General features: G+C 46.6%; 25 protein-coding genes. 23 read left to right on the top strand and 2 right to left on the bottom strand.

The window, feature by feature from the left end; genetic code table 11:
* Positions 1 to 3: 3 nt before the first annotated feature.
* Both NIA71_RS04400 and NIA71_RS04395 read left to right on the top strand, forming a co-directional pair.
* Positions 4 to 2,295 carry a pyridine nucleotide-disulfide oxidoreductase/dicluster-binding protein gene (locus NIA71_RS04400; protein WP_253019771.1) on the top strand — a complete coding sequence of 764 codons (2,292 nt, stop codon included), beginning with the start codon at positions 4 to 6 and terminating at the stop codon, positions 2,293 to 2,295.
* Positions 2,267 to 2,461, top strand: a complete 195-nt coding sequence (locus tag NIA71_RS04395) for a DVU_1557 family redox protein (RefSeq protein ID WP_148398947.1) — start codon at positions 2,267 to 2,269, stop codon at positions 2,459 to 2,461. The genes NIA71_RS04400 and NIA71_RS04395 overlap by 29 nt, the downstream gene beginning before the upstream one ends.
* 36 nt (positions 2,462 to 2,497) lie before the next feature.
* Here NIA71_RS04395 and NIA71_RS04390 read toward each other — a convergent pair whose 3' ends face one another.
* Together NIA71_RS04390 and NIA71_RS04385 are read right to left on the bottom strand one after the other, a co-directional pair.
* Positions 2,498 to 3,787, bottom strand: coding sequence for a M28 family peptidase (locus NIA71_RS04390; protein ID WP_253019770.1), 1,290 nt, complete (start codon positions 3,785 to 3,787; stop codon positions 2,498 to 2,500).
* A gap of 28 nt (positions 3,788 to 3,815) precedes the next feature.
* Complete coding sequence (locus NIA71_RS04385) at positions 3,816 to 3,953, bottom strand: hypothetical protein (RefSeq protein WP_253019769.1); 138 nt, start codon at positions 3,951 to 3,953, stop codon at positions 3,816 to 3,818.
* A gap of 177 nt (positions 3,954 to 4,130) precedes the next feature.
* Here NIA71_RS04385 and NIA71_RS04380 point away from each other — a divergent pair, with 177 nt between their 5' ends.
* The 21 genes from NIA71_RS04380 (at position 4,131) to NIA71_RS04280 (ending at position 22,766) form a co-directional block, all read left to right on the top strand.
* Positions 4,131 to 4,880: a LuxR C-terminal-related transcriptional regulator gene (locus NIA71_RS04380; protein WP_253019768.1), complete on the top strand. Its 750-nt coding sequence runs from the start codon at positions 4,131 to 4,133 to the stop codon at positions 4,878 to 4,880.
* Between the two features lie 145 nt (positions 4,881 to 5,025).
* The gene (locus tag NIA71_RS04375) at positions 5,026 to 6,459 is read left to right on the top strand and encodes an MFS transporter (RefSeq protein ID WP_253019767.1); all 1,434 of its coding nucleotides are present in this window, start codon (positions 5,026 to 5,028) and stop codon (positions 6,457 to 6,459) included.
* Between the two features lie 29 nt (positions 6,460 to 6,488).
* A complete protein-coding gene (locus NIA71_RS04370; protein ID WP_253019766.1) occupies positions 6,489 to 7,778 on the top strand; it encodes a M28 family peptidase in 1,290 nt (429 codons plus the stop codon).
* A 336-nt stretch (positions 7,779 to 8,114) separates the two neighbouring features.
* Positions 8,115 to 9,344 (top strand): CpaF family protein, encoded by a 1,230-nt coding sequence (locus NIA71_RS04365; protein ID WP_253019765.1) that lies wholly within the window; start codon positions 8,115 to 8,117, stop codon positions 9,342 to 9,344.
* Positions 9,334 to 10,080 (top strand): type II secretion system F family protein, encoded by a 747-nt coding sequence (locus NIA71_RS04360; protein ID WP_253019764.1) that lies wholly within the window; start codon positions 9,334 to 9,336, stop codon positions 10,078 to 10,080. Before NIA71_RS04365 ends, NIA71_RS04360 begins: the two co-directional genes overlap by 11 nt.
* A gap of 1 nt (position 10,081) precedes the next feature.
* Complete coding sequence (locus NIA71_RS04355; RefSeq protein ID WP_253019763.1) at positions 10,082 to 11,140, top strand: type II secretion system F family protein; 1,059 nt, start codon at positions 10,082 to 10,084, stop codon at positions 11,138 to 11,140.
* An 11-nt stretch (positions 11,141 to 11,151) separates the two neighbouring features.
* Entirely contained in the window at positions 11,152 to 11,310 is a 159-nt protein-coding gene (locus NIA71_RS04350) for a Flp1 family type IVb pilin (RefSeq protein WP_367177872.1), read from the top strand.
* Positions 11,311 to 11,342: 32 nt separating this feature from the next.
* Entirely contained in the window at positions 11,343 to 11,699 is a 357-nt protein-coding gene (locus NIA71_RS04345) for a hypothetical protein (RefSeq protein WP_253019762.1), read from the top strand.
* Positions 11,689 to 12,897 carry a DUF5702 domain-containing protein gene (locus NIA71_RS04340; protein WP_253019761.1) on the top strand — a complete coding sequence of 403 codons (1,209 nt, stop codon included), beginning with the start codon at positions 11,689 to 11,691 and terminating at the stop codon, positions 12,895 to 12,897. Before NIA71_RS04345 ends, NIA71_RS04340 begins: the two co-directional genes overlap by 11 nt.
* Complete coding sequence (locus tag NIA71_RS04335) at positions 12,881 to 13,639, top strand: hypothetical protein (RefSeq protein ID WP_253019760.1); 759 nt, start codon at positions 12,881 to 12,883, stop codon at positions 13,637 to 13,639. The genes NIA71_RS04340 and NIA71_RS04335 overlap by 17 nt, the downstream gene beginning before the upstream one ends.
* A 1-nt stretch (position 13,640) precedes the next feature.
* Positions 13,641 to 14,165: a DUF6382 domain-containing protein gene (locus NIA71_RS04330; protein ID WP_148398887.1), complete on the top strand. Its 525-nt coding sequence runs from the start codon at positions 13,641 to 13,643 to the stop codon at positions 14,163 to 14,165.
* Between the two features lie 169 nt (positions 14,166 to 14,334).
* Complete coding sequence (locus tag NIA71_RS04325; protein WP_148398885.1) at positions 14,335 to 15,618, top strand: M28 family metallopeptidase; 1,284 nt, start codon at positions 14,335 to 14,337, stop codon at positions 15,616 to 15,618.
* A 262-nt stretch (positions 15,619 to 15,880) separates the two neighbouring features.
* Positions 15,881 to 16,624: a helix-turn-helix transcriptional regulator gene (locus tag NIA71_RS19885; RefSeq protein WP_269478410.1), complete on the top strand. Its 744-nt coding sequence runs from the start codon at positions 15,881 to 15,883 to the stop codon at positions 16,622 to 16,624.
* 290 nt (positions 16,625 to 16,914) lie between these two features.
* Complete coding sequence (locus tag NIA71_RS04315; RefSeq protein WP_253021270.1) at positions 16,915 to 17,862, top strand: thiamine pyrophosphate-dependent dehydrogenase E1 component subunit alpha; 948 nt, start codon at positions 16,915 to 16,917, stop codon at positions 17,860 to 17,862.
* A complete protein-coding gene (locus NIA71_RS04310) occupies positions 17,859 to 18,860 on the top strand; it encodes an alpha-ketoacid dehydrogenase subunit beta (protein WP_148398881.1) in 1,002 nt (333 codons plus the stop codon). The genes NIA71_RS04315 and NIA71_RS04310 overlap by 4 nt, the downstream gene beginning before the upstream one ends.
* Entirely contained in the window at positions 18,848 to 19,129 is a 282-nt protein-coding gene (locus NIA71_RS04305; protein WP_148398879.1) for a biotin/lipoyl-containing protein, read from the top strand. Before NIA71_RS04310 ends, NIA71_RS04305 begins: the two co-directional genes overlap by 13 nt.
* A 1-nt stretch (position 19,130) precedes the next feature.
* A complete protein-coding gene (locus NIA71_RS04300) occupies positions 19,131 to 19,817 on the top strand; it encodes a 2-oxo acid dehydrogenase subunit E2 (protein WP_253019759.1) in 687 nt (228 codons plus the stop codon).
* A 10-nt stretch (positions 19,818 to 19,827) separates the two neighbouring features.
* Positions 19,828 to 21,216, top strand: coding sequence for a dihydrolipoyl dehydrogenase (lpdA, locus tag NIA71_RS04295; RefSeq protein ID WP_253019758.1), 1,389 nt, complete (start codon positions 19,828 to 19,830; stop codon positions 21,214 to 21,216).
* A 27-nt stretch (positions 21,217 to 21,243) separates the two neighbouring features.
* Positions 21,244 to 22,062, top strand: a complete 819-nt coding sequence (locus NIA71_RS04290) for an SDR family NAD(P)-dependent oxidoreductase (protein ID WP_148398873.1) — start codon at positions 21,244 to 21,246, stop codon at positions 22,060 to 22,062.
* 10 nt (positions 22,063 to 22,072) lie between these two features.
* A complete protein-coding gene (locus NIA71_RS04285) occupies positions 22,073 to 22,516 on the top strand; it encodes a VOC family protein (RefSeq protein WP_253019757.1) in 444 nt (147 codons plus the stop codon).
* 37 nt (positions 22,517 to 22,553) lie between these two features.
* On the top strand, positions 22,554 to 22,766 hold the full coding sequence (locus NIA71_RS04280; protein WP_148398869.1) for a hypothetical protein: 213 nt from the start codon (positions 22,554 to 22,556) through the stop codon (positions 22,764 to 22,766).
* Positions 22,767 to 22,778 lie beyond the last annotated feature (12 nt).

Raw genomic sequence — 22,778 nt, 5'->3', positions numbered from 1 at the left:
TCGATGGATACCTATTATAAACAATTTGAAAACTGTCTGCAGAGGGAAGAGGCCGGCTGTGTCAACGCATGTCCATTTCATTTGGATGTGCTGGATTTCCAGGATAAAATCGTGCGGCATAAATACGACAGGGCTTACAAGACTTACAGAAATGCCGTACTGTTTCCGGAAATCGTCGCCAGGCTCTGTCCTGAGTACTGCAGCCTGGCCTGCCCGAGAAAGGACCTGGACGGGGCTGTCAAGCTGCGGCTGCTGGAGGAGGCTTGCGTGGGCAGAGCGAAAAAGAAAAAGCCGCCCAAATACAACTTGCCTCCCAAATCCGGCAGGATCGGCATAATCGGCGCAGGAATCAGCGGTCTTGCGTGCGCGGTCAAGCTGCTGGAAAAGGCATATACGGTCATCATCTTTGAAAAAGAGCAGCAGATCGGAGGACAGCTGAAGATGCTGCTTCCTGAAGAATTATATCTGCAGGAGATCAAGCGCCAGCTGGATAAGGAGTACGATCAAGTAAAAACCGGAATGGAAATTCATGACCTGGATGAGCTCAAGTCCTATTCCTTTGATTGCATCTATGCGGCGACCGGAGAAGGCGGCAGACATTTTGATACGTTAAAAGAAACGGCCCATTGTTCTTTGAAGGACGGTATGGTGGTATTGGGCGGCGGTGCTCTCAACGGCAAGGAGGTTGTTGCTTCCATTGCCGATGGTATTGATGCCGCCGCTGCCATCGATGTTTTTATCAAGGCGGGAAAGCTGGATTATTACAAGAAGAGAGAGCCAACCAAGGTGAGGCCCGATCTCAAAGGGGTTGAGCCGCAAGAACCGATTGTGCCTGCCAGCGGCGGAATGCTGACCGAAGAGGAAACGGAATTGGAAGCAAGCAGGTGCATCCGGTGCCAGTGCGATGTTTGCCGTAAGCAGTGCGATTTGGTAAATTTCTATGATAAATGGCCTCTGGCTATGCGTGAAGAGATCGCGACCACAGCCATGCCCGGAGAATCCATGATCCACAAGGCTCCCGCGCTGCGTCTGGTCAATACCTGCACCCAATGCGGAGTCATGGGAGACGAATGTCCGGCGCAGATTGAGCTGGGAAAAATGATCTTAAAAGCCAGGAAATCGCTGCACAGGCAGAAGAAGATGCCACCGGCTTATCATGGGTTCTGGCTGGATGATATGGAGCACGCCGGCAGCAGCGTCTCGAAGATTTGCAGACATGCTCCGGGAACGGACGTTTCTGAATACGCTTTTTTTCCGGGCTGCAACTTAGGTGCAGCCGATCCCAGATATGTTGAGCAGACTTACGGCTGGCTTTTGAAGCAGTTTAAAAACATGGGACTGCTCATAAGATGCTGCGGGATCCACGCTTCCTGGGCGGGCGATGAAGAGCTGCAGAGAAAACAGCAGCAAAGCTTGAAGAGGGATTGGGAACAACTGGGGCGACCCAAATTGATTGCGGCCTGTCCCTCCTGTATCCGTTATTTCAAGGAATCTCTTCCTGAAATAACGGTGATATCCCTCTATGAACTGATGGAATGCAGCGGAAAATGGCCGATACGGGATTTAAGTCCGGAAATCGGCAGCACGGTTTTTTCCATCTTCGATCCCTGTTCTGCGAGACACAATCCGCATATGAAAGAATCGATCAGATCCCTTTTAGAAAAGACGGGGATCAAGGCAGAGGAGCTTTCGCCTGATGGCGCTTACGGCTGCTGCGGATTCGGCGGGGATGGGGCTGTAGCCAATCCGGAGTTTACTAAATTTGTTGGGGCCCAAAGAAGCCGATTAAATGAAAAACCGTATCTTACCTATTGCATCAATTGCCGGGACGTATTTCTTGATGAGAGAAAGCCGGTAATCCATGTGCTGGATCTCCTGTTTTCGATCAATGGGTTTGATGCAGTCAGTCCTGATTATACGACAAGGCGCAGCAACCGGGCCTTTCTGAAAGAAACCTTGCTGGACCGGCTGTGGAAGGAAAAGGGGGCCTGCCATGGGAAAAAATATGATTTTGAGATTGAGATCGATGGGGAAATCAGCAAGAAGCTCCAATCCCTCAGGCTGGTGGAAGAAGATGTTCGGCAGGTTATTAAGGAAAGCAGAAAAACGGGGAGACGGATTTATGATGAAAGAAGCCGTACCTATGTTTGTTATGCCAAGCTGAACTATATTACCTGCTGGATCAGGTATGAACTGGCGGGCGAAGTTTATGTTATTAAAGATGTATATACCCACAGGATGGAAATTGAACTGGAGGCGGTTTGGAATGGAAGAAAAGTCAAGCCTGATCTGTGATGCCTGTCAGGCGAGACTGGAAGAGGCTCAGGTACAATTTCGCTATCTGGGCAAGTCCTTCCGGTACAAGGCGCCCAGGTGCCCGGTATGCGGACAGGTGTATTTATCGGCGGAATTGGTGACAGGCAGAATGGCGGATGTGGAAAGACAATTGGAAGATAAGTAATATGATTTTTGAACGAGGCCTTGTTTGAACATTCGCTCAAACAAGACCGAACAGCCCCCATCCGTACATTTTACTAGTTTCCTTCAATGCTTCGGCCAGCTCCGGCGGGAAACCGTGTTCGATTTTATCTTCACCGACTGCCCAATCAATAACAGCCTTCGAGAATATGAACGGGCTGTTGAATCCGGCTGCGGAGACGAGATCCATCGTGTCGTATTTTGTATGGCAGCCGCAGCCGACTCCTGCGAAGAGCGTGATATGGGCAATTTCCTTAGCTGCAAAATTAAGGGCATCTACTACTGCGGGTTCCATGACGATCGGCCAGTCAAGATCAAGTGAACGGGTGATTTCATTGAGCTTGGCTTCGATTTTGGGTGTGCATCCGCCTACTGCCGAATAGTTGCTCAGAACGCTGCCGATGCCGTCAAAATTAAGGACAAAGCTAATGTTATCAAAGATATGGGGATGGTCCAGCAAATAGAATTTGCTTCCGTGTATTCCGCATTCGTGACCGGACCAGGCGATGAACCTGATGGTCCTGTCCGGCTGTATTCCCTTATTTGCCAATTCCTGATAGTATCTTGCAAGCTCCATCACTACGGCTACGCCTGTAGCATCATCAACAGCACCTGTGCTTCCGACTGTGGAATCAAGATGGGCGCATACGACAACGCTCTGCTCCGGATATTTGCTTCCTTCAATGATACCAAGTGTGTTTCTGCTCTTTTTCAGGCTGACGTTGAACTGTATGTCGAGGAATACTTCGCTGACGTTATTTAATACGATTTCTTTGGCAGTGCTTGAGTGTATCACCGCGGTAGGAATCGTGTAATCCTCATCCATGGTTTCAAAATTGGCATAGACATACGGAACATCCCAATGTCCTTCGCCGGACGTATAGATGACTGCAGCGACATCAAATTCTTTCAGCCGTTTATACATCTTGATGTCAGGATAGACCATATACGCATCTCTGCAGATCAGGACGGCTTTGCCTTTGACATCACCGGACCTGAGATTCGCAACGCTTCCATCCTCCACATATACGAGGGGCAGGGTCACACCTCCCGGTTTGGTTGATCTTGAAAACAGGGCAGGCGTATGATTCAAGCTGACCCAATCGCCCTTTTCCCTGACCTTGAGCTGGGATTTCAAGATTTCGCAAACCGGTACGTCGAATTCATGTGTTTCCGTTTTGATGCCGTTCTTTTTATAATAATCTAGTATGTAGTCACTGCCTTTGATAACGGACTCGGTACCTGCAACTCGTATGCCGCATTCCTCTACAAAATATTTTGTGTGCTCATAAGCTCTCTCATTCATCATCTTAAGGTTACCTTTCCTTTCTGCTGATCTATTTTGCATGTTGGTAAAGAGCATCCTCCGCCGCATCATCGAGGCCAGCAGTGGATTTTGTTCTGATGAGATCCTGCAGTTTAAGTATCATCTCGTCGAAGCATCTGTCAAGAACTACTCCTAATTGTTTATTCAAAAGATACTCCTTGCTTTCGTATATTAAAAATATTATCATAGAAAAAATGGATTTTAAATTGTCTTTATTCTGTATATTCATCATATAAAAGTATTACTTTGGAAGAATATTATTGTACTGCCGTACTACTTTTACGGTACAGTAGTTTGTTTTACAAAGGAGAAAGGAACGGTAATCATGCCTAATTTCAAGAACAACGAGGTGCAGACGTTGAGCAATATACTGCTTGACATGTATGGTGCTGCAGAGCTTGAAGAATTGATGGATCTGTTCTTGTCGGATATAAGGGCATTGATACCATATGACCAGAGCTGCTTTCAGGTGCTTGAACTGGGGCAGCAAAAACCGGATGAAGTGAATGTGAAAATGTCTGTATATGAAAATGTTCAGGAAAAATACAGGCGCCTCTTTGAGGATTTTGGATCGGACCAGGGCCATTTGAAGAATTTGCTGGCATGCAAAGATTCGATTGTTTACCTGGAATCGGACTTGATTGACAAGGATATCAGGAAAGACATCGAGTTTTATAAAAAATATTATAAACCGCAGAATCTGGAATATGCAGCGGGTATCGTTTTGATAAAAGAAGGACAGAGCCTGGGAGTGATCAGCTTTTTCAGGAGCGAGCAGTGGGGTGATTTCAATGAAAAGGAAGTATTTATACTTGATGTTTTGAAATCACACATTGCCAATGCAGTAATTGATCACATGAACATGAGGAAAAGTGAAGCCTCTCTGGGTGATCAAATACTGACAAGCAGGGAGCGCGAGATCACTGAGCTGATTGTCAAGGGCTGTACGAACGAAGAAATAGCAAAGATGCTTTTTATATCTGTATCCACGACCAAAAAGCATATATACAATATTTTTTACAAATACGGCGTGCATAACAGAGTTGCCTTGATCAAAAAATTGCATGCTAAGTAGAACTCCGGTTTACCAAATATTCAAAAAGTTCTAATTTTATTCTCGTTTTTAAGACTGCAGGACAATATAATAATTCCTCGTAAAGATATATACTTCAACTAACAATTGCGAAGTATATATTTTTTTAATTAAAGGAGGAGAACTTATGGATAACAATACAGCGATGAATGTTAATGAAAAGCTCCCGCTGAAAGTCAAACTGGCTTATGGGCTATCGGGATATTCCAGCTTTATCACCTGGACTATTTTCAGCGCCTACGGGCTTTATTTCTTCACAGATATTGTAGGAATATCAGCGGCGTTTGCCGGAGCGATGATCTCATTGGGAACTGTTTGGGATGCTATTTCCGATCCTCTTGTCGGCTCAATATCAGACGGGATCAAGAGCGAAAAGGGCAGGAGAAGACCACTTATCATAGGGGTGGCTATACCATTTGCCCTTATCAGTATTTTATTGTTTACTAATTTCGGTTTCAGTGAACAGGTATCTAAGGTATATTTCGTCGTTGTCATCATTTTGTACTACACTGCACAGACTGTGCTGGACATTTCCTGTTCGGCGCTGGGATCGGAAATGACAATCGATTATGATGAACGTTCTACCCTTGCCACATTGAAAAACTTCTTTGCAATGGTGGTCGTAATGGCATACAGTCCATTCCTGTTGTTAACGGAATTCTTCGGTCAGTTCTTCGAGAACTCCGACTATGGCTGGAGCTGCACCCTGGCAGTATATATGGCAGTGGCACTTGTGTGCATCTTTATCATATGGAAAACGACGAAAGGCTATGAGCGTCATCATGATTCTACCGTGGACAATAAGCTGGACAAGGCAACCATCAAACAGATTATAAAGAATAAGTCTGTAATAATTGTAATGATCCTTTTCGCCGTAGGCGTTATCGGCATGACATGCAGCAATTCTCTTATGGTTTACTACTTTACATATTACGTGCAGCTCAATTCGGCGCAGATCGCGACGGCATTCCTGGTACTTGGGATCGCTTCTTGCATTGCTTCACTGATTGTCGATGTGATCATCAAAAAAACATCCAAGAGAATCGCATGGGTAATCACCCTGCTGGAATCGGCAATCGTTGTGATCCTGTTTGTAGGCTTTATCATCGGCCCGGGGGATTTGGGAAAGGTATGTGTATTTGTAGCGCTGGTATCATTGGGGACTGCTGCGGTTTATCAGGTGCCATGGGCTATGATCCCGGATACGGTGGATGTAAATGAGCTGAGCACGGGCAAAAGAACAGACGGCGTAATCTTTGGTCTGATTGCGTTCATTCAGAAATGTGCAGGCGCGCTTTCCATATCCATATGTGGTGTAATGCTGACGGTGATCGGTTATTCAGCAGAGGCCGTACAGACAGCTGAAACATTGAGTTCATTGAAATGGCTTTATGTGTGCGGATGCGGCGGAATATTCGGGATCATAGCTATTGTAGGGCTGATCTATCCGTTGTCAAAGAAGAGACACGATGACGTTATCAAGGCAATCAATGACAGAAAAGAAGGCAAGGATGTTAATCTGGCTGAATTTAAGGATCTGCTCATTACCAAAAAAGGATAATGATAGATGTTTACCGGGAGGTGGAAAAAATGATCGAACAGATGGCATATGACCATACAAAATATTTTGCAGAGGAATGCGGTGTAAGGCTCGCAGGAACAGAAGCTGTTATCAAGGCAAGTGATTATATACTGGACTATTATAAGCAGCATGGCATAAAAACAGAGATTCATGAATTCGATGTGCCGATCTGCAAGGTTATTGAGTCGAATCTTAAAGCGAACATCGGAGGAAAATGGTCGGAGCTGGGACATACTCCTGCTTTGTTTTCCAAATCGACTGCAAAGGGCGGGGAGACCTTCCCGCTCGTTTTCCTCGAGGACGGCAGCACTGCGGCATTCGAAGAAAATGATGTCAAAGGCAAGGCTGTGCTGATTTATAGGGATGTATATTTTGTCTATCCCGATATCAGTATGTACAAAAAACTTAAGGAATACGGAGCGGCAGCTGTAATATATACAACAGGAGAGTTCCACATGGATGTACCTTATGTGTATGCTAATTTTGAAACAATGGATGAGGATTATACGATACCCACTGCTGTCATTTATTATCAGACGGCTCGCGAGCTTCTCAAACAAGATGTGAAGGAAATATTCATAAACCTGCAGTTCGATGTAGCAATGAGTACCAGCAGGAATACGATCGGTGTCATCGAAGGTGCACTCAGGCCTGAGGAAAACGTTATTATCTGCGGGCATCTTGATTCATCAATGGGAAGTGTGGGAGCTACGGATGATGCTGCCGCAGTGGCTGCGGTGATGGAGCTTGCAAGATACTACCAGCAGCTTGCTGATGCAGGGAAACCGCCGGCAAGGACGATGAGATTTATTGCCTGGTCCGGTCACGAATGCGGACTCCATGGAAGTAAATATTATCTGCTTGAGCATCGCGACATATTTGAAAATACGAAATTTGTACTCAACTATGATGTTATCGGAAATGATATTTGTTCGTATGCAGCCATTGGCGGCTGTATGCCTGAGGTGGAATCAAAACTGAATGAAATCATGGAGGAACAAAAGCTAAAGTGGCCTGTCATAATGGAACCCCAGGTGGTCGATGCGCTTAACTTTGCAGCTAAGGAGATCGCCCAGATAACCTTGTTTGCTGATGTTGTAAGAGGAAATCATACGGTATACGACAATATGGATCTGATTTCCGTAAAGGGCTTTAAGAGACCGATAGCCTTTTCAAAGGCTGTGCTGGACTGGGCGGCAGGTGATGTGGATATTATACAGGGTTATCCTTCGGAGCTTACGCGGGCCATGAAAGAAACCAGTGAAATGTACGGATGGGGTCTTTTTGGACTCGTTTAGCTAAGATATGCAATCAGTCAAGGATGGGCTGTCGCACTGATATGCTTTTTGATTTACCGCAATGATTTCTATTGCTAGAACAATTCTTAGTGTGTGGTCTCATGGAGCCACTTATAAATGCAGCCAACTGAAAGGCGGCAGAATAAAGCTTAATCTGATTTTGCGGCTATGACCAGTGCCATCGCTTGCCGCAGCGTTAAGCTTAGGACCCGACAGAGGTGTTAGAGGACTTCTGCCGGGTTTTTTCTATTTGTCGAATCTTGTCGAAAAAATAGGTATTGTAATTATTTACCATTTGCGTTATACTAACATCAGGAAAGGAAAATTAAGTAAATTATGGAGTTAAATGTAATTCGAGGCCCGGATATAGATTTGGGACAGATCATTGAAGAGATCCGTACGACCCTAACTACTGCAGATGAAAATGAGATTACCGACGAGCAGGCAATGGAAGCCATTGAGGATTATGTGCTGCGGGATAAACGGCTGGCGATGCGGTCACCAAAGGAAACCCGCAGCCTGATCCGCAGGATTTTCTATTCCCTGCGCAGGGATTTGGATATTTTACAGCCTTTCATTGAAAATCCCAATGTATCGGAGATCATGGTCAATGGTAAAGATCATATTTTCATCGAAAAGGGAGGAAAACTGGAACAGGTCGAGCTGACCTTCGATACGGTGGAGGATTTGGAAGAATTAATCCGGCGGCTGGCCGCCAGAGTTCATCGGGAGATCAATGAACTCAATCCCATTGTGGATGCCAGGCTGGAGGACGGATCGAGGGTGAACGCAGTTTACAAAAATATCGCCCTCAACGGACCGATTCTGACAATCCGGAAATTTCCCCAAAAAGCGATCGATATGGGAGCGCTGATTGGAATGGGGAGCATCACCAGAGAAGCCGCTGATTTTTTAGAAAAGCTGGTAAAGGCCGGATATAACTGCTTTATCAGCGGAGGAACCTCTTCGGGAAAGACGACCTTTCTCAATGTTCTATCCAACTTCATTCCAAAGGATGAGCGGGTCATTCTCATCGAAGACTCGGCAGAGCTTCAGATCAAGCAAATCGAAAATCTGGTCAGGATGGAATGCAAACAAGCCAATGTCCAGCAAAAGGGACAGGTAACGATGGCCGATTTGATTAAAACGAGCCTGAGGATGCGTCCGGACCGCATTATTGTAGGTGAGGTTAGAGGCAAGGAAGTGATGGATATGATTCAGGCCATGAATACGGGGCATGACGGCAGTTTGTCCACCGGACACGGCAACTCCATTTCCGGGATGCTCAGGAGGCTGGAGTCCATGTTCCTGCAGGCGGCCGACTTCCCTGTTGACGCCATTCGATCTCAGATCGCCGAGGGCATAGACATTATCATTCATCTTGGCCGCTTGTCCGATGGCAGCCGAAAGGTTTTAGAGATCGCAGAAGTAAAAGGAATATCGAAAGGCGAGATCGAAACCAGTCTGCTTTTTAAATACAAGCCGTCGATCGGTCTGGTGAAAAGCGGCAATGGACTCATCCACGGAGAAAAGCTTGAGTTGAGGGGGATAACACTTGAAAGTTGATTATTCACAGTACGAATTATCCGTAAAGGAAAAGGCCAAATTTCTAGCGGCAGGGTATGTCGTATCCTTTGCAGTGCTCTTTCTGTTTTATCATAGTATCCCTTTTTCCCTGGCAGGAGGATTTCTTCCCTATTTTTTAATAGATCGCTATGAGAACTATCTGGCCGGAAAAAGAAGGGCTTTGCTTACAACACAATTTAAGGACCTGCTGTATTCCTTGTCGGCATCTGCGGCGGTAAATCAGCAAATTGGAGAGGCGCTGAAAAGCAGCCTGGATAATTTAAGCCTGATCTATAGCCCCAAGACGCCTTTGATCGAGGAATTAAAGCACATGGTCAAAGCCATATCAGAGAATAGAGAAAGTGACATTCGACTTCTTATGGATTTTGCGGAAAGAAGCCATTGCGAAGATATCGATAATTTCGTTCAGGTTTATATGACCTGCAGAACGATGGGCGGGGATTTAGAAAAAATGCTGAAAAGTACGACGGAGATTCTAGTGGATAAAATCAATATTGAACGGGAGATCAAAACCATGACTGCTCAGAAAAAGTTTGAAGGAAAGATTATCAGCGTCATGCCTTTAATCGTGATCCTTTTTCTCAATGTTTTTTCTCCGGATTATCTGGAGCCGTTATATACCACTTTGGCGGGACGAATGATTATGACCATCGCTATCGCAGGTCTGGGCGCAGCCTTTTATTTGACAGAAAGACTGACGGATATTGAGGTGTAACTTGAAAGTCTATCAGGAATTTGAAAAGAGACTGGAGGAACGATACCGCAAGCTCTACGGGGGAAAAGCGTGCGCTGCGAAAATCGAAAAAGCCCGCAGGAACCTGCTGATCAAATGCGCGGCTTTCGTAATGTTGATCTGCGCGGCCGCAGCCTACGATCTGTTATTGGGAGCTGAACCCGCAGGGAACCTGAAATTGGGAAGCGGTGGTCAGATTTTGGAGATACAGCGGCCTGATCCAAAAACGGGATCCGTTTCTTTCAGCACGGAGGTGGTGATCCAAGGACCCGATGGAAAGGAAACAAAAGAATACTATATTACCATCGATCCCATTGGAAAAAAGGAGGAACAGCAGCCTGCGGACTCTCTGGAAAAAACAGAAGCAGAAAAAAATGAACAGCAGATGCGGCAAGTCATTGCGCAGCTCAATGCGGATACCGCATCGGAGCGGGTGCGCCTTCCGGATCATCTGGAAACAGGGGAACGCCTTATCTGGAAACAAGTCCAGGATACCAGCCTGCCGTTATATTTCATAATGGCACTGGCAGCAGCGGCGCTCATTTACAAAATGCGGTTTTATGAAATTGAAAAAGAAGAAAAGCAAGCGGCGGAATCCATTGTCCGGGAACTTCCGGAATTTATCAATAAACTGGTCCTTCTGCTGAATGCCGGAGTTGTTTTGAATACGGCATTTCTGAAAGCAGTCGACGATCGGATGAAACGAGGGCGTGCGCCGGACTATTTTTATACCCAATTGGAGCGGGTTTGCCGTTCGGTTCAGGAGGTCAACGGATCGCTTCATCAGGAGCTGCGCCGTTTCGCCAAGAGAAGCGGTGTCAAAGAGCTGATGCGGATTTCAAACATCATCAGCGATAATGTGAGCAAGGGCGCGGATTTGGCTGAAAAATTAAAAAAAGAAAACGATTTGCTGTGGTTTTCAAGAAAGCAGCAGTCTGAGGAAAAGGGAAGGCTGGCGGAAACCAAACTGACCCTTCCCTTAGTCATTCTGCTGTCCGTTTTGATTCTGATCACCATAGCGCCGGCATTAATGGGAATGTAAGGGGGATAAAAATGAAGAAATGGAGATTTATAAGCAACAACAAAAAGGGGATGGAAATGGTGCAAGTAGCAATTCTGGTGGCGATTGCCATTGTTCTGGGGCTGATTTTCAAAAGCGAAATAACCAGTTTTGTCAACAAAACCTTCGAAAGCCTCAACAGCGGCTTTTAAACACTGCTTGGAAAGAGAAAAAGGGGACGACCATGGTGGAAGCCGCGTTGGTCTTTCCGTTGATTATTCTTACGGTCGTAGCTTTAATTCATATGCTGGTGTTTCTTTATCAGCAGACGGAATTGCGGGCCCGGATGCATATCGCATTGAGGGCGGAAAGCGGACAAGTCACTCAGACCGTTGAATATATAACAAAAGTGAACGCCAGTTACCCGATTGACCACCGGGGCGGGCAGGTATTTTATGCCTCCAGCGTGGAGTTCTCAAAAAAGGGAATTTTAAATCGGAGGACAAAGGAGCTTTCAGCACACAAATACGCCGATGATGAAGCAATGTTTGTACGTATGGTGGATTTGGCTCAAATCAAGGAGCAAGCAGATGAGAAATAAGAAAGGCAGCGCTTCCGTGTTCTTAGTATTTATTCTGACTGCAATGGTCGCGTTGACTGCGGTTTTCATCTATGCCGCAAAACGAGCGGCGGTCATAAGCTATGGGGACGGTATTTTAAACCTTGCGTGCAGGAGCGCTTTATCGGAATTCAATTTGGAGCTGAAAGACCGCTATGGTCTGTTTGCTTTTGAAAAAACAGGAGAGGAGGTGGAAGCACAGATTAAGGAAGATCTGGATTACGCGCTGCAAGATCGTCAAGAGGCGCACGCCAGCAGAATCAATGTCAGTTTTGGTCAATTTTCATTGGCAGATCCGGAAAATATGAAACAACAAATTTTGGATTATATGAAATTCGCCATTGCTGAAGAATTGCTGAATCGGGGAAAGCGTGAGGAGAGCGGTGAGAAAAAGGAAGACAGGACTCTGCGAAATCGCAGGATCATCGACAGTCTTCCGTCCAAGCCTCTGAGAGAAAGCAGCCCCGGATTTGCGGAACGAATTGCCGAAATCAGGGATCAGTTCAAGAATATGGATCAAATCTTTGATCAAAGCAAGGATACATACTTGCTGGATCGATATATTACGCTTAAATTCAAAAACGCGCTCAATGATCAGGTGGACCAGGCTACCTTTTTTGAAAATGAAGTCGAGTACATTCTGCAGGGAGAATACAGTAATAAAAAGAATCAAGCGGAAGTGAGACGAGGTTTGGTATTATTTCGGAGCAGCTTTAACGCAGCGTATCTTTATCTGGATGAAGAAAAAAGGGCCCAGACTCTGGCGGCAGCTGAATTAATGACGCCAGGGCCTCCGGCGGTCCTGACGCAGGCAATTTTGATCGGTACCTGGGCTTTGGCAGAAGCGGAAAACGATGCCAGACTCTTGGAAAAGGGGAAGCCGGTCATGCTTTTAAAAAATAAGGCGTCCTGGGCAACAGATTTGGATTCTGTACTGAAAAATCTTGATCAGGGATGCATTGACACAGGGAGCAAAAAAGGTTTGTCTTATGAAGACTATCTGATGATTTTTCTTCATTTTGAGAGCGAGCCGTTGAAAATAGCCCGTATGATGGATTTAATGCAGATCAACATGAAAGGAACGTTCAGCAAAGACTTTTTGCTGAAAAACTATCATTGCGGCTTCCGGTTAAAGGCAGAGCTAGGCGGAGGAGAACGGGGGTATGATGCTAGGTACTAAAAAGGGGTATTTTACATTAGAAGCAGCGATCTTCCTTCCGATCTTTATCATTGCCATTGCTGCCCTGGGCTATTTCATAAAGATTTTCAGCACAGCGGAAAACATAACCTTTTCCGCTGTGGATGAAACGGCTCATCTGGCCGCACAGGCCTATGGGGTTAAAGCAGCGCCGATTTTTCCCGCGGCAGTGGAGAGACGGCTGAGAATAGAAAATGAACAGGCAGATAATATCAAGGTCAGCCGGTTTCGATATCTGTATGAAGAAGGCGGCAGGGACGGCTTGATATTACTGAAACTGAACTACCATATTAAGATTAAGCTGCCGCTGGATTTATACGATGGAGTTGATTTGGAAAGCCGCATAAAGTGCAGAGGGTTTATCGGCAAAGCGGCTTTGGCCAATCCCATGGCATTTTCAGAAATGGAAACCAACGGCGATTCAAGAATTGTCTGGATTTTCCCCATGTGGGGAAAGAAATATCATCAGGAAGAATGTACCTATATAAAGGCCAACGCCAAACAGCTTGTTTTGACCGGACAGATCCGAAAAAATTACCAGCCATGTCTACTATGCAAGCCGGACCGGCTGCCGCTGGGAAGTTTGGTATACTGCTTTGCAAGCACAGGCAAAGCCTATCATCAAGGCAGCTGTAAAACCATCGACAAATATGCCATCGAGATTGAGAAAGAGGACGCACTGGCAAAAGGGTATCAGCCGTGCAGCAAGTGCGGAGGGGGATAAAATGGAGATTCGAAACAATGATTTTAAATTACAGCTTAAAGAAGGAGCCGTAAAGGAATTTGAGAAGGTCGTACTTTCGTCCGGGCTCTGTGAATTGTTTATGCCAATGGGTTTTGTCAGCTGTGAAGACGGAGAACTGGTGTCCTACCACTGCAGCGGGTACACGGCTCTGCGGCAGTGCAATGTCAAAGAGATTAAAGAAGCTCTGGATATTCTGGAAAAGACCTTTCTACTGGTGAGCAAAGCCGGCGAATACCTGATCACGCCCAGCAGGATCACACTGAATCTGGATACCATCTTTTACAACCGAAAATCCGGGCAAGTGCGAATTGCTTATGTACCGGCGGACCGGCCTGTCACTTTGCGGGAAAACATGGTAAATTTTATTACGGAAGTGGAAAGGCGCGTTCCAGGATACAACCGTGTTTATCTGGAAAAGGTGAAGCAGCATTTGGAAGAAAACAATTATTATATCACGGACATTATTGATTTGATCGGGGAGCTGAAGCGGGATATTTACAGATAATTCTCAAGATGAGTAGAACCTGAGTTCCATGCTGAATAGGCGCAGTTCTATTTATCAGATCATTTTAAACATTCAGGACAATGGCGGGAAGCTCTGCAGCTTGCTATACTTTTCTCATAGAAACGTCGTGGACAGTGTCTGTAACAGGCGTAAGGAAAGGAGAAAGTAAATGTATAAAGACGCTTACGAACATACCCGTTATTTCGCGGAGGAATGCGGCAAACGAATTGCCGGAGAAACAGAGGTCATAAAGGCTTCCGATTATATTGTCAAAGAATTTGAAAGCTATGGGGTGGATGTGGAGTTGCATCATTTTAAGCTGCCCATCTGCAAGATCACCCATTCCCAATTCAAAGCAAAGGTGGACGGTGATTGGAAAGTCTTAAAGCATACGCCGGTGCTGTTTGCAAAGGAAACGCCTGCTGAAGGGATCACCTATCCGCTGGTATACTGTGAAGGCGGTTCAATCGCCAATATAGCAGCAAAGGACGTGGAGGGAAAAGCGGTACTGATCTGCAGGGATTCTTATGTAGAATACCCGGATTTGGACATGTATAAACGGTTATATCAATATGGTGTAAAAGCCGTTTTCTACACTTCTTCCGACGGTCATCGGGATATTCCATACGTGTATGCCAATTATTCTTATATGGACGAGCCCTTTACCATACCGACTGCTATTCTCAAGTACGACGATGCCATGGAGCTGGCCAAACGAGAAGACGTGGAAATTTTCTACAACTGCCAATTCACCCTGGAAGAAACGGAAACAAGGAATACCATAGGTATGATTGAGGGAACCAATCCGGAGCTGGGAAACATTCTGGTCTGCGCTCATTTAGATTCTGCGGAAAGCAGCGTTGGCGCTGCGGATGATGCAGGGGGCGTGGGCTGCGTTATGGAAATGGCAAGATACTTCGGAAATCTGAAAAAACAGGGAATCCTGCCCAAGCGAACCATCCGCTTTATTGCTTGGTCGGGACATGAATGTGGACTGTACGGCAGCCGCAATTTTATCCTGGATTATCCAGAGGTAATTGATAATATGAAATTTGTATTTAACTATGATATCATTGGCAATGCCTTAAGCTCTCCGCTGATCTGGGCCGGATGCAACGAAAAAGTCGAAAAGGAAATTAATCAGGTTGTCGAGGATTGCGGCTTTGATTGGAACGTTGATATCGGTCCCTGGATTGTGGACACCATTAGCTTTGCATTCAAAGGTATTCCCCATCTGACGCTGACATCAGGGTTCTATGCCATCAATCATACGCCGTATGACAATATGCACTTTATCTCCGAGCAGAGCTTTATCACGCCGCTGCAGTTTTCGGAAGCGATGCTGAATTGGCTTGTCAACACAGATGATATTTCTCAGGGCTACCCGGAGGATTTGTACGAAGATATGAAGAAATACGGAAAAATGTACGGCTGGGGATTTTTTGAAGATTAATCAACGGCCCTGAGTGCGAAAAGCGTGGGGCTGCCGCCGAAAAGGCCTTCTACATCATACAGACGTCCTGAGGCGACTGCTTACTAAATCTATACGGCATATCCCATTTGGTGAAAACGAATGGGATGTGCCGTTTTTTTGATTTGTAAATCACGGTTCCATTTTCCCATTGCCCCTTATAAGGTGGAAGAAAATTTATCGTACTTGCAATTCATAGAACCTTTTGATAGTATGAAAAACAACAGCGAGGTACAAAAACAAGATGATGAATTTAAAAGATAAAGAGGTACAGATCATCAATGAAATCCTGCTGGAGCTGTATCGCATGGACGATCTGCAAGCCTTGGAAAAATGTTTTTTGATTGGAATCGGCGCCTTGATTCCTTACCATCAGAGCAATTTTTATGGGATTGACCCAAAGAGCAGCGAACCATTGATCAGGGATGCCTGCTTTATCGATACCGATGAAAGGCTGATTCCTGCATTTTTTGATTCTTACCGGCCTGAGAATAATTATCTGATCAACTTGTTCAACTATAGTCAATCGATCGTCTTTGTGGAATCCGATGTTCTGGACGAACATGCGCGCAGAAATACAGATTTTTATAAACAGTTTCTAGCCCCGCAGGGATTGCTGTGCAGCTGCGGCATTATTCTCATCGAAAACGGCTGTAAAATCGGTGCAGTCAGCATTTTCCGAAAAGAAGCATGGAACGACTTTACAGAAAAAGAAGTTTTCATCTTGGAACTCTTCAAACCCCATCTTACAGAGCTGGTGATGAAATTCGTCTCCCGGCAGGAAGAGCGGATCACCCGTTATTCTGACAGACTTACTTCCCGGGAAAAAGAAATCCTTGAACTGATTGTCCAGGGATACTCCAACGAGGAAATCGCAGAAAAACTCTTCATTACCGTTTCGACGACGAAAAAGCACGTCTATAATATATTCAGCAAATACGACGTCAATAACCGAATGTCGCTGATCAAACTGCTGCATCGCACCTAAATGCAAAAGAATGTAAAAAGATCATGGGATGGCCCCATGAAAAATACGTTGTGCCAGATTGCACTAGAAAAATTAGTGCAATTTTTTTTATGCTTTCAAAAGTCAGATTATATCAAAACTGCTGCCAAAGACCGGCATTATAGAAAAATAACTCGAAAGGGTTATGGAAATACCATGAAGGAAGAATTTCGAATAAGTCTGAAATTTGCGATACTTTAATTGCAAGAAATAAGTAAAAGGAGGCTGACACATTGTTAGAAAAAGCAAAAATACAAAAACTGTATGAAACAATGGTAAGAATACGGTGCTTTGAAACACGGGTATCAAAGTGCTTTGCAAAGGGCCAGGTACAGGGATTTGTCCATCTTTGCATCGGGCAAGAAGCAACGGCGGCAGGCGTATGCGCCAATTTAAAAGAAGGCGACTTCATATCCAGCACTCACCGGGGACATGGCCACATTATCGCAAAAGGGGCTGATATAAAAACCATGATGGCAGAACTATTCGGAAAAGAGACCGGTTATTGCCACGGAAAAGGCGGCTCCATGCACATTTCAGATACATCCATCGGTGTGCTGGGAGCAAACGGCATCGTAGGAGGCGGATTCAACCTGGCCGCAGGAGCGGCCCTGGCCTGTCAAATGAAGAAAAGCGACAGCATTGTTGTATGTTTTTTCGGAGACGGATCCTCCAACGAAGGGAGCTGGCACGAAGCGATGAATATTGCCAGCGTATGGAAACTGCCCATCTTGTTTGTCTGCGAAAACAACCTCTATGGCATTTCCTCGCGGGTCGACCGGTCAATGGCCGTAGAAAATGTAGCTGACCGTGCAGCCGCATATGGAATGGAGCAGACAATCGCCTACGGCAACGACGTCGCCATCGTTTATGAAACTGCCAAAGAAGCGGTGGATTATGTGCGAAGTGGCAAAGGGCCTATGCTGGTGGAATACAAAACTTACAGACAGCACGGCCACTTTGAAGGAGAACCGGATGTTTACCGGCCTGCGGAGGAAATCAAGGAGTGGCTGGACCAGGACCCCATCAAAAACTGCAAAGCCTTCATGAAAGAAAACAACATTTTGAACGAAGAAGAGCAGTCGTTCATCGATCAAGAAATGGAACATGAAATCGACGAAGCCGTAAAATTTGCGGAAAACAGTCCCTTCCCGCCGGTGACGACGGCAGTAAGAGATGTTTATACCGATATCGTTGAAGAAGGGAGGGACTATCGATGAAACTGACCTACGCAAAAGCAATTAACCAAGCGCTCAGACACGAAATGAAGCATAATCCAAAGGTTTTTATCATGGGCGAAGACGTGGGAATTGTGGGAGGAACCTTCGGGCTGACAGAAGGACTGCAAAGGGAGTTCGGGCCGGAGCGAGTAAGAGACACGCCCATCACTGAACAGCAGATTGTCGGTATGTCCGTAGGAGCCGCATCGCTGGGCATGGTTCCCGTATCCGAGCTGATGTTCAATGATTTTATGGGCTGCGCCTTTGACCAGCTGCTCAATCAGGCGGCCAAGTTCCGATATATGTACGGAGGCAATATGAAAATTCCCATGACGCTGCGTCTGCCCTGCGGAGGAGGGCTGCAGGCCGCTGCCCAGCACTCTCAGTGTTTGGAGGCATTTCTCACCCATATACCGGGATTAAAAGTTGTGTATCCTTCCACTCCCCAGGACGCGTACGGCCTGCTGATCAGTGCGGTGCGGGATGAAAATCCGGTCATGTATTTCGAACATCTGTCTCTTTATTTCCAAGAAGATGAGGTCGAGCTGGATGGAGAGCCCATCCCTTTGGGCAGCGCCGACATCAAATTGCATGGAGATGATGTTACGGTCATCGCAACAGGTCTGTGCGTGCATAAAGCGCTGGAAGCGGCTGGAATCCTTGAAAAAGACGGGATTCACGTAGAAGTGGTTGATCCAAGGACGCTGTATCCCCTGGATAAGAAAACCATTTACAACTCCATAAAAAAGACCAAAAAAGTTGTCATTGTCACAGAAGAAGTAAAGCGAGGGGCATGGTCAGCGGAGATGGCCGCCTGCATCGCAGAAGACATCTACGAATCATTGGAAAAACGAATTGTCAGAATCGGAGAGCTGAACACGCCGATTCCGTATACGGTAGATTTGGAAAGCTACGTGATTCCCCAAGTGCAAGATATCGTGAGGGGAATCCGATCCATTACAGACGAAACAAGGAGGACAAAAAAATGGCCAATCTGATTACAATGCCAAAATTAGGACTGACGATGAAAGACGGTGTAGTTGCCAAGTGGTGCAAAAACGAAGGCGACGCGGTCAGAGCAGGAGAAACGATTTTGGAAATTACAACCGATAAACTGACCAATTCCCTGGAGTCCGAATATGAGGGAACCATCAGAAAAATATTGGTACAAGAGGGCGAGAAGGTTCCCTGTCAGACACCGTTGTGCATCATCGGACAAAAGGACGAGGATATCAGCCAATGTTTGGCAGAGATCAAGGAGCAATAACATGAGCAAAGGAATCAAAATAGCGGGAATGACTGAAATTATGGGAAGGCGCATGAAAGAAAGCTGGCAAACCTCGCCCCGTGTCACTTATTCCATGTCCGTGGAAATCAGCGCAGCGGAGGCGTTTATCCGAACGTTTAACGGCGCCCATGAACAAGAAAATTTAAAAATCAACTACAACCATCTTCTGATGAAAGCATGCGCCCTGGCTTCAAAAAAGTACGAGCTGTTCAATTCCAGCGTGGAAGGCGATGAGATCATCCTTCACCATGAAATCAACATTGGCCTTGCGGTGGCAACGGAAAAGGGACTGATGGTCCCCAATGTGAAAAGTGTGGATCAGCTCACGTTCAAGGAATTGTGTCAGGAAACGAGACGAATTATCCAAGGCGCTCGGGAAATGAAATTGAATTACGATGATATCTGCGGCGGCACTTTTACCATTACCAATTTGGGCATGTATGGCATCGAAGGCTTTACGCCGATTATCAACCAGCCGGAGGTGGCGATTCTGGGGGTCAATCAGATTTGCACCAGATTGATGATGGAAGGCGAGACAATTCTGACAAAACGCTTTATGCCGCTCAATTTGGTAGCAGACCACAGGATCATCGATGGGGCCATGGCGGCAGAATATCTCAATCAAGTGAAGGGTTCCCTTGAGGCTCCTGAAATGATGGAAGCGTAAGGAGGAAGATATGAAAACATACGATGTAGTAGTTCTGGGCGGAGGCCCAGGAGGATATGTGGCAGCCATCCGATCCGCCCAGCTGGGGCAGAAGACAGCCCTGGTAGAGCGGGAGCAGATCGGCGGAACCTGCCTGAATACGGGGTGTATTCCGACCAAGACGCTGGTCAAAAACGCGGAAATCATCCGGCAGGCAAAGAACAGCGATTACAGAGGCATTCATATAAAAGAGCTTATCATTGATCTTGAGCAGACGATTGCCATGAAAAACCAGGTTGTGGGCCAGCTGCGGCAAGGAGTGGAAGGCTTGCTGGCAGCCAATGGAGTGACGGTTTTCCATGCCGCCGCAAAGGTACTGGACCAATCAAGCCTCCGGCTCGACCAGGATGGAGAAATCATCCGCTTTAAAAATTTGATCATTGCCACAGGATCCAGGCCGGCTGCCATCCCCGTTCCAGGGGCGGCTGATTATGCGCAGACCAGTACGCAAATGCTGGAATTGGACCAGATCCCCCAGAGGGTTGTCATCATCGGCGGGGGCGTGATCGGATGTGAGTTTGCCCATGTACTGCAGAGCTTCGGCAGCCAGGTTACCATTCTCGAGGCCATGCCCCGCATCATCAGCAGCGCGGACGAAGAACTATCCCTGGCGCTGGAACAGAGTATGAAAAGTGCCGGAATTACCATCAAAACAGGATGCATGGTGAAGGAGATTCGGGCAGCTGGAGAAGAAAAAGAGGTTCTGGTCCAGATGGATGGTCAGGGAAGAAATTTTCGCGGCGATCAGGTGATGATTTCCATTGGAAGAACACCCAATACCGACTCCGTAGCCGGGCTGGGGCTGGAAATGAAAGGAGACTACATCAAAGTAGACCAATGCACCAGAACCAGCCTGCCTCATATCTATGCCATCGGCGACGTGACAGGGATCCGGCCGTTAGCTCACACAGCATCCCATATGGGAAAGGCAGCGGCAGAAACCATAGCAGGAATGGATAGTAAATATGACGATTCCATCGTACCCAGCTGTATTTTCACATCCCCTGAATTGGCCTTTGCGGGCATGACAGAGGCAGAAGCCCGCAAACAATACCAAGATATAAACGTGGGCAGATTTCCCCTTATTGCCAGCGGAAAAGCGCTTGCTATGGGGGAGCCGGAGGGAATCTTCAAAGTGATCTGCGACGGAGCGGACGGCAAGCTGCTCGGCGTTCATTTGCTGGGGGCCAATGCGACAGAAGTCATTGGCGAAGCAGCAGCTTTTCTGAAAATGGGAGCGGGCCTGAAGGATCTTGAAGAAACGATCCACGCCCATCCAACTATAGCTGAGGCTTTGCAGGAGGCGGCGCTGGATGCAGGCGGCAGGTGCATCCATATGCCGCCCAAAGAAAGGCAGTAAAATCTAATTAAAAACCAGAGGTGGAGCATGAATATAAAATTTGACTACAATGGCAAAAATGTAATCGTAACTGGCAGCGCCAAAGGCATCGGAAAAGAAATCGCCATGGCGTATGCCAAAGCAGGCGCGCAGGTGGTTGTGGCCGATGTCTGCGAAAAAGAGGGAAGGCAGACAGTAGAAGAAATTCGCGTAAAGGGAGGCACTGCTGACTTTGTACGGACGGATGTCACAGAAGAGCAGTCCGTTATTAAACTGGTCGATGAGGCCCTGCGGCTTTTGGGCCGGATCGATATCATGGTCAACAACGCCGGCGTGGTGGGCAGAATCAAGGGCGACCCGCTGACAGCACTGGATACGGCCGATTGGGACCGCAGCTATCAAATCAATCTGCGCGGCGTGTTCTATTGCTGCAAGGCCATCTATCCCATCTTTGTGAACCAGGGATTCGGAAATATTCTGACCACAGCTTCTGTCGCAGGCAAGACGGGAGCGCCGGAAATTATCGAATATTCGGCAATAAAAGCCGGTGTGATCAATTTTACCCAGACCTTGTCCAGAGAGCTGGGACCAAAAAACATCAATGTGAACTGCATTTGTCCCGGATTTGTCTATACGCCTCTTTATGAAGCAGCAGCTCCGACTTACAAAGAAAAGTATCCGCAGATGTTCAAAAACGCCAAAGACGGTAAGGGCGTGGTGGACGAGTTCTCCAGACAGCTCTGCGCTTTAAAGCGGGCCCAGACACCTGCCGATGTGGCCAATGCCGCGCTTTTCCTCACATCCGGGGAAGCCGGAAACATTACCGGTCAGGCTTTGAACATTTGTGGAGGATGCGAGTTCAGATAGGAGGCAGAGAATGGCTGTGATTGAAAAAATACTTCAGCTGAATATTGTCGTCGAAGATCTTGAACAGGCGATAAAAAACTTTGAGGCTTATGGAGTAGGTCCATGGACCAGGGACGACGGCACTTCCCAGGTCCTGAGCAGGCGCAGGGTCAATGGAAAAGCGCGGGAATATGAGTTCTATGCCGCTTTCTCCGTCATCGGAGATGTGGAAATCGAACTGATCCAGCCCGCAGATGAGATGAGCGATTACGCCAGATTTCTCAAAGAACATGGGCCGGGCGTTCATCATATCGCTGTTCAGGCAAGTCAGGATGGACTAAGCCAGGTCCTGGAAAAGCGGGGCGTTCCGGTCATACAAAGCGGCTATTGGGCTGGATTCGGAGGCTATACCTATTACGACACCCAGGAGAATTTAGGACTTATTTTGGAAACCTATGATCTGGAAAAAGAATAGAAGTCATTGTTATTGTTGTGCAGGGAAGGAGCAAATCATGTCGATTTATGAAACCATTGAAAGACGCATAAAAGGGAAGACAGAAATGCCTGAAGAACTTGAACAGGAGCTGATCAGGCGCATTGCTGTAATCGAAGAAGAGGGCGGCGTCTGCGAGGACTTACCCAAACTTGATTGGGCATTGACCGTTATCATTGCGGCGCTATTGGGCATTTTGCCGGTTATCTTAGTGGCCTGCGGTATTTTCTAAGGAGGACAAATC

Source organism: Ihubacter massiliensis (assembly GCF_024125305.1).
In the GTDB taxonomy this organism is placed as follows: Bacteria; Bacillota; Clostridia; order Peptostreptococcales; family Anaerovoracaceae; genus Hominibacterium; species Hominibacterium faecale.
Note: the sequence above shows the minus strand (reverse complement) of the source record. Positions and strands in the feature narration are given on the sequence as shown.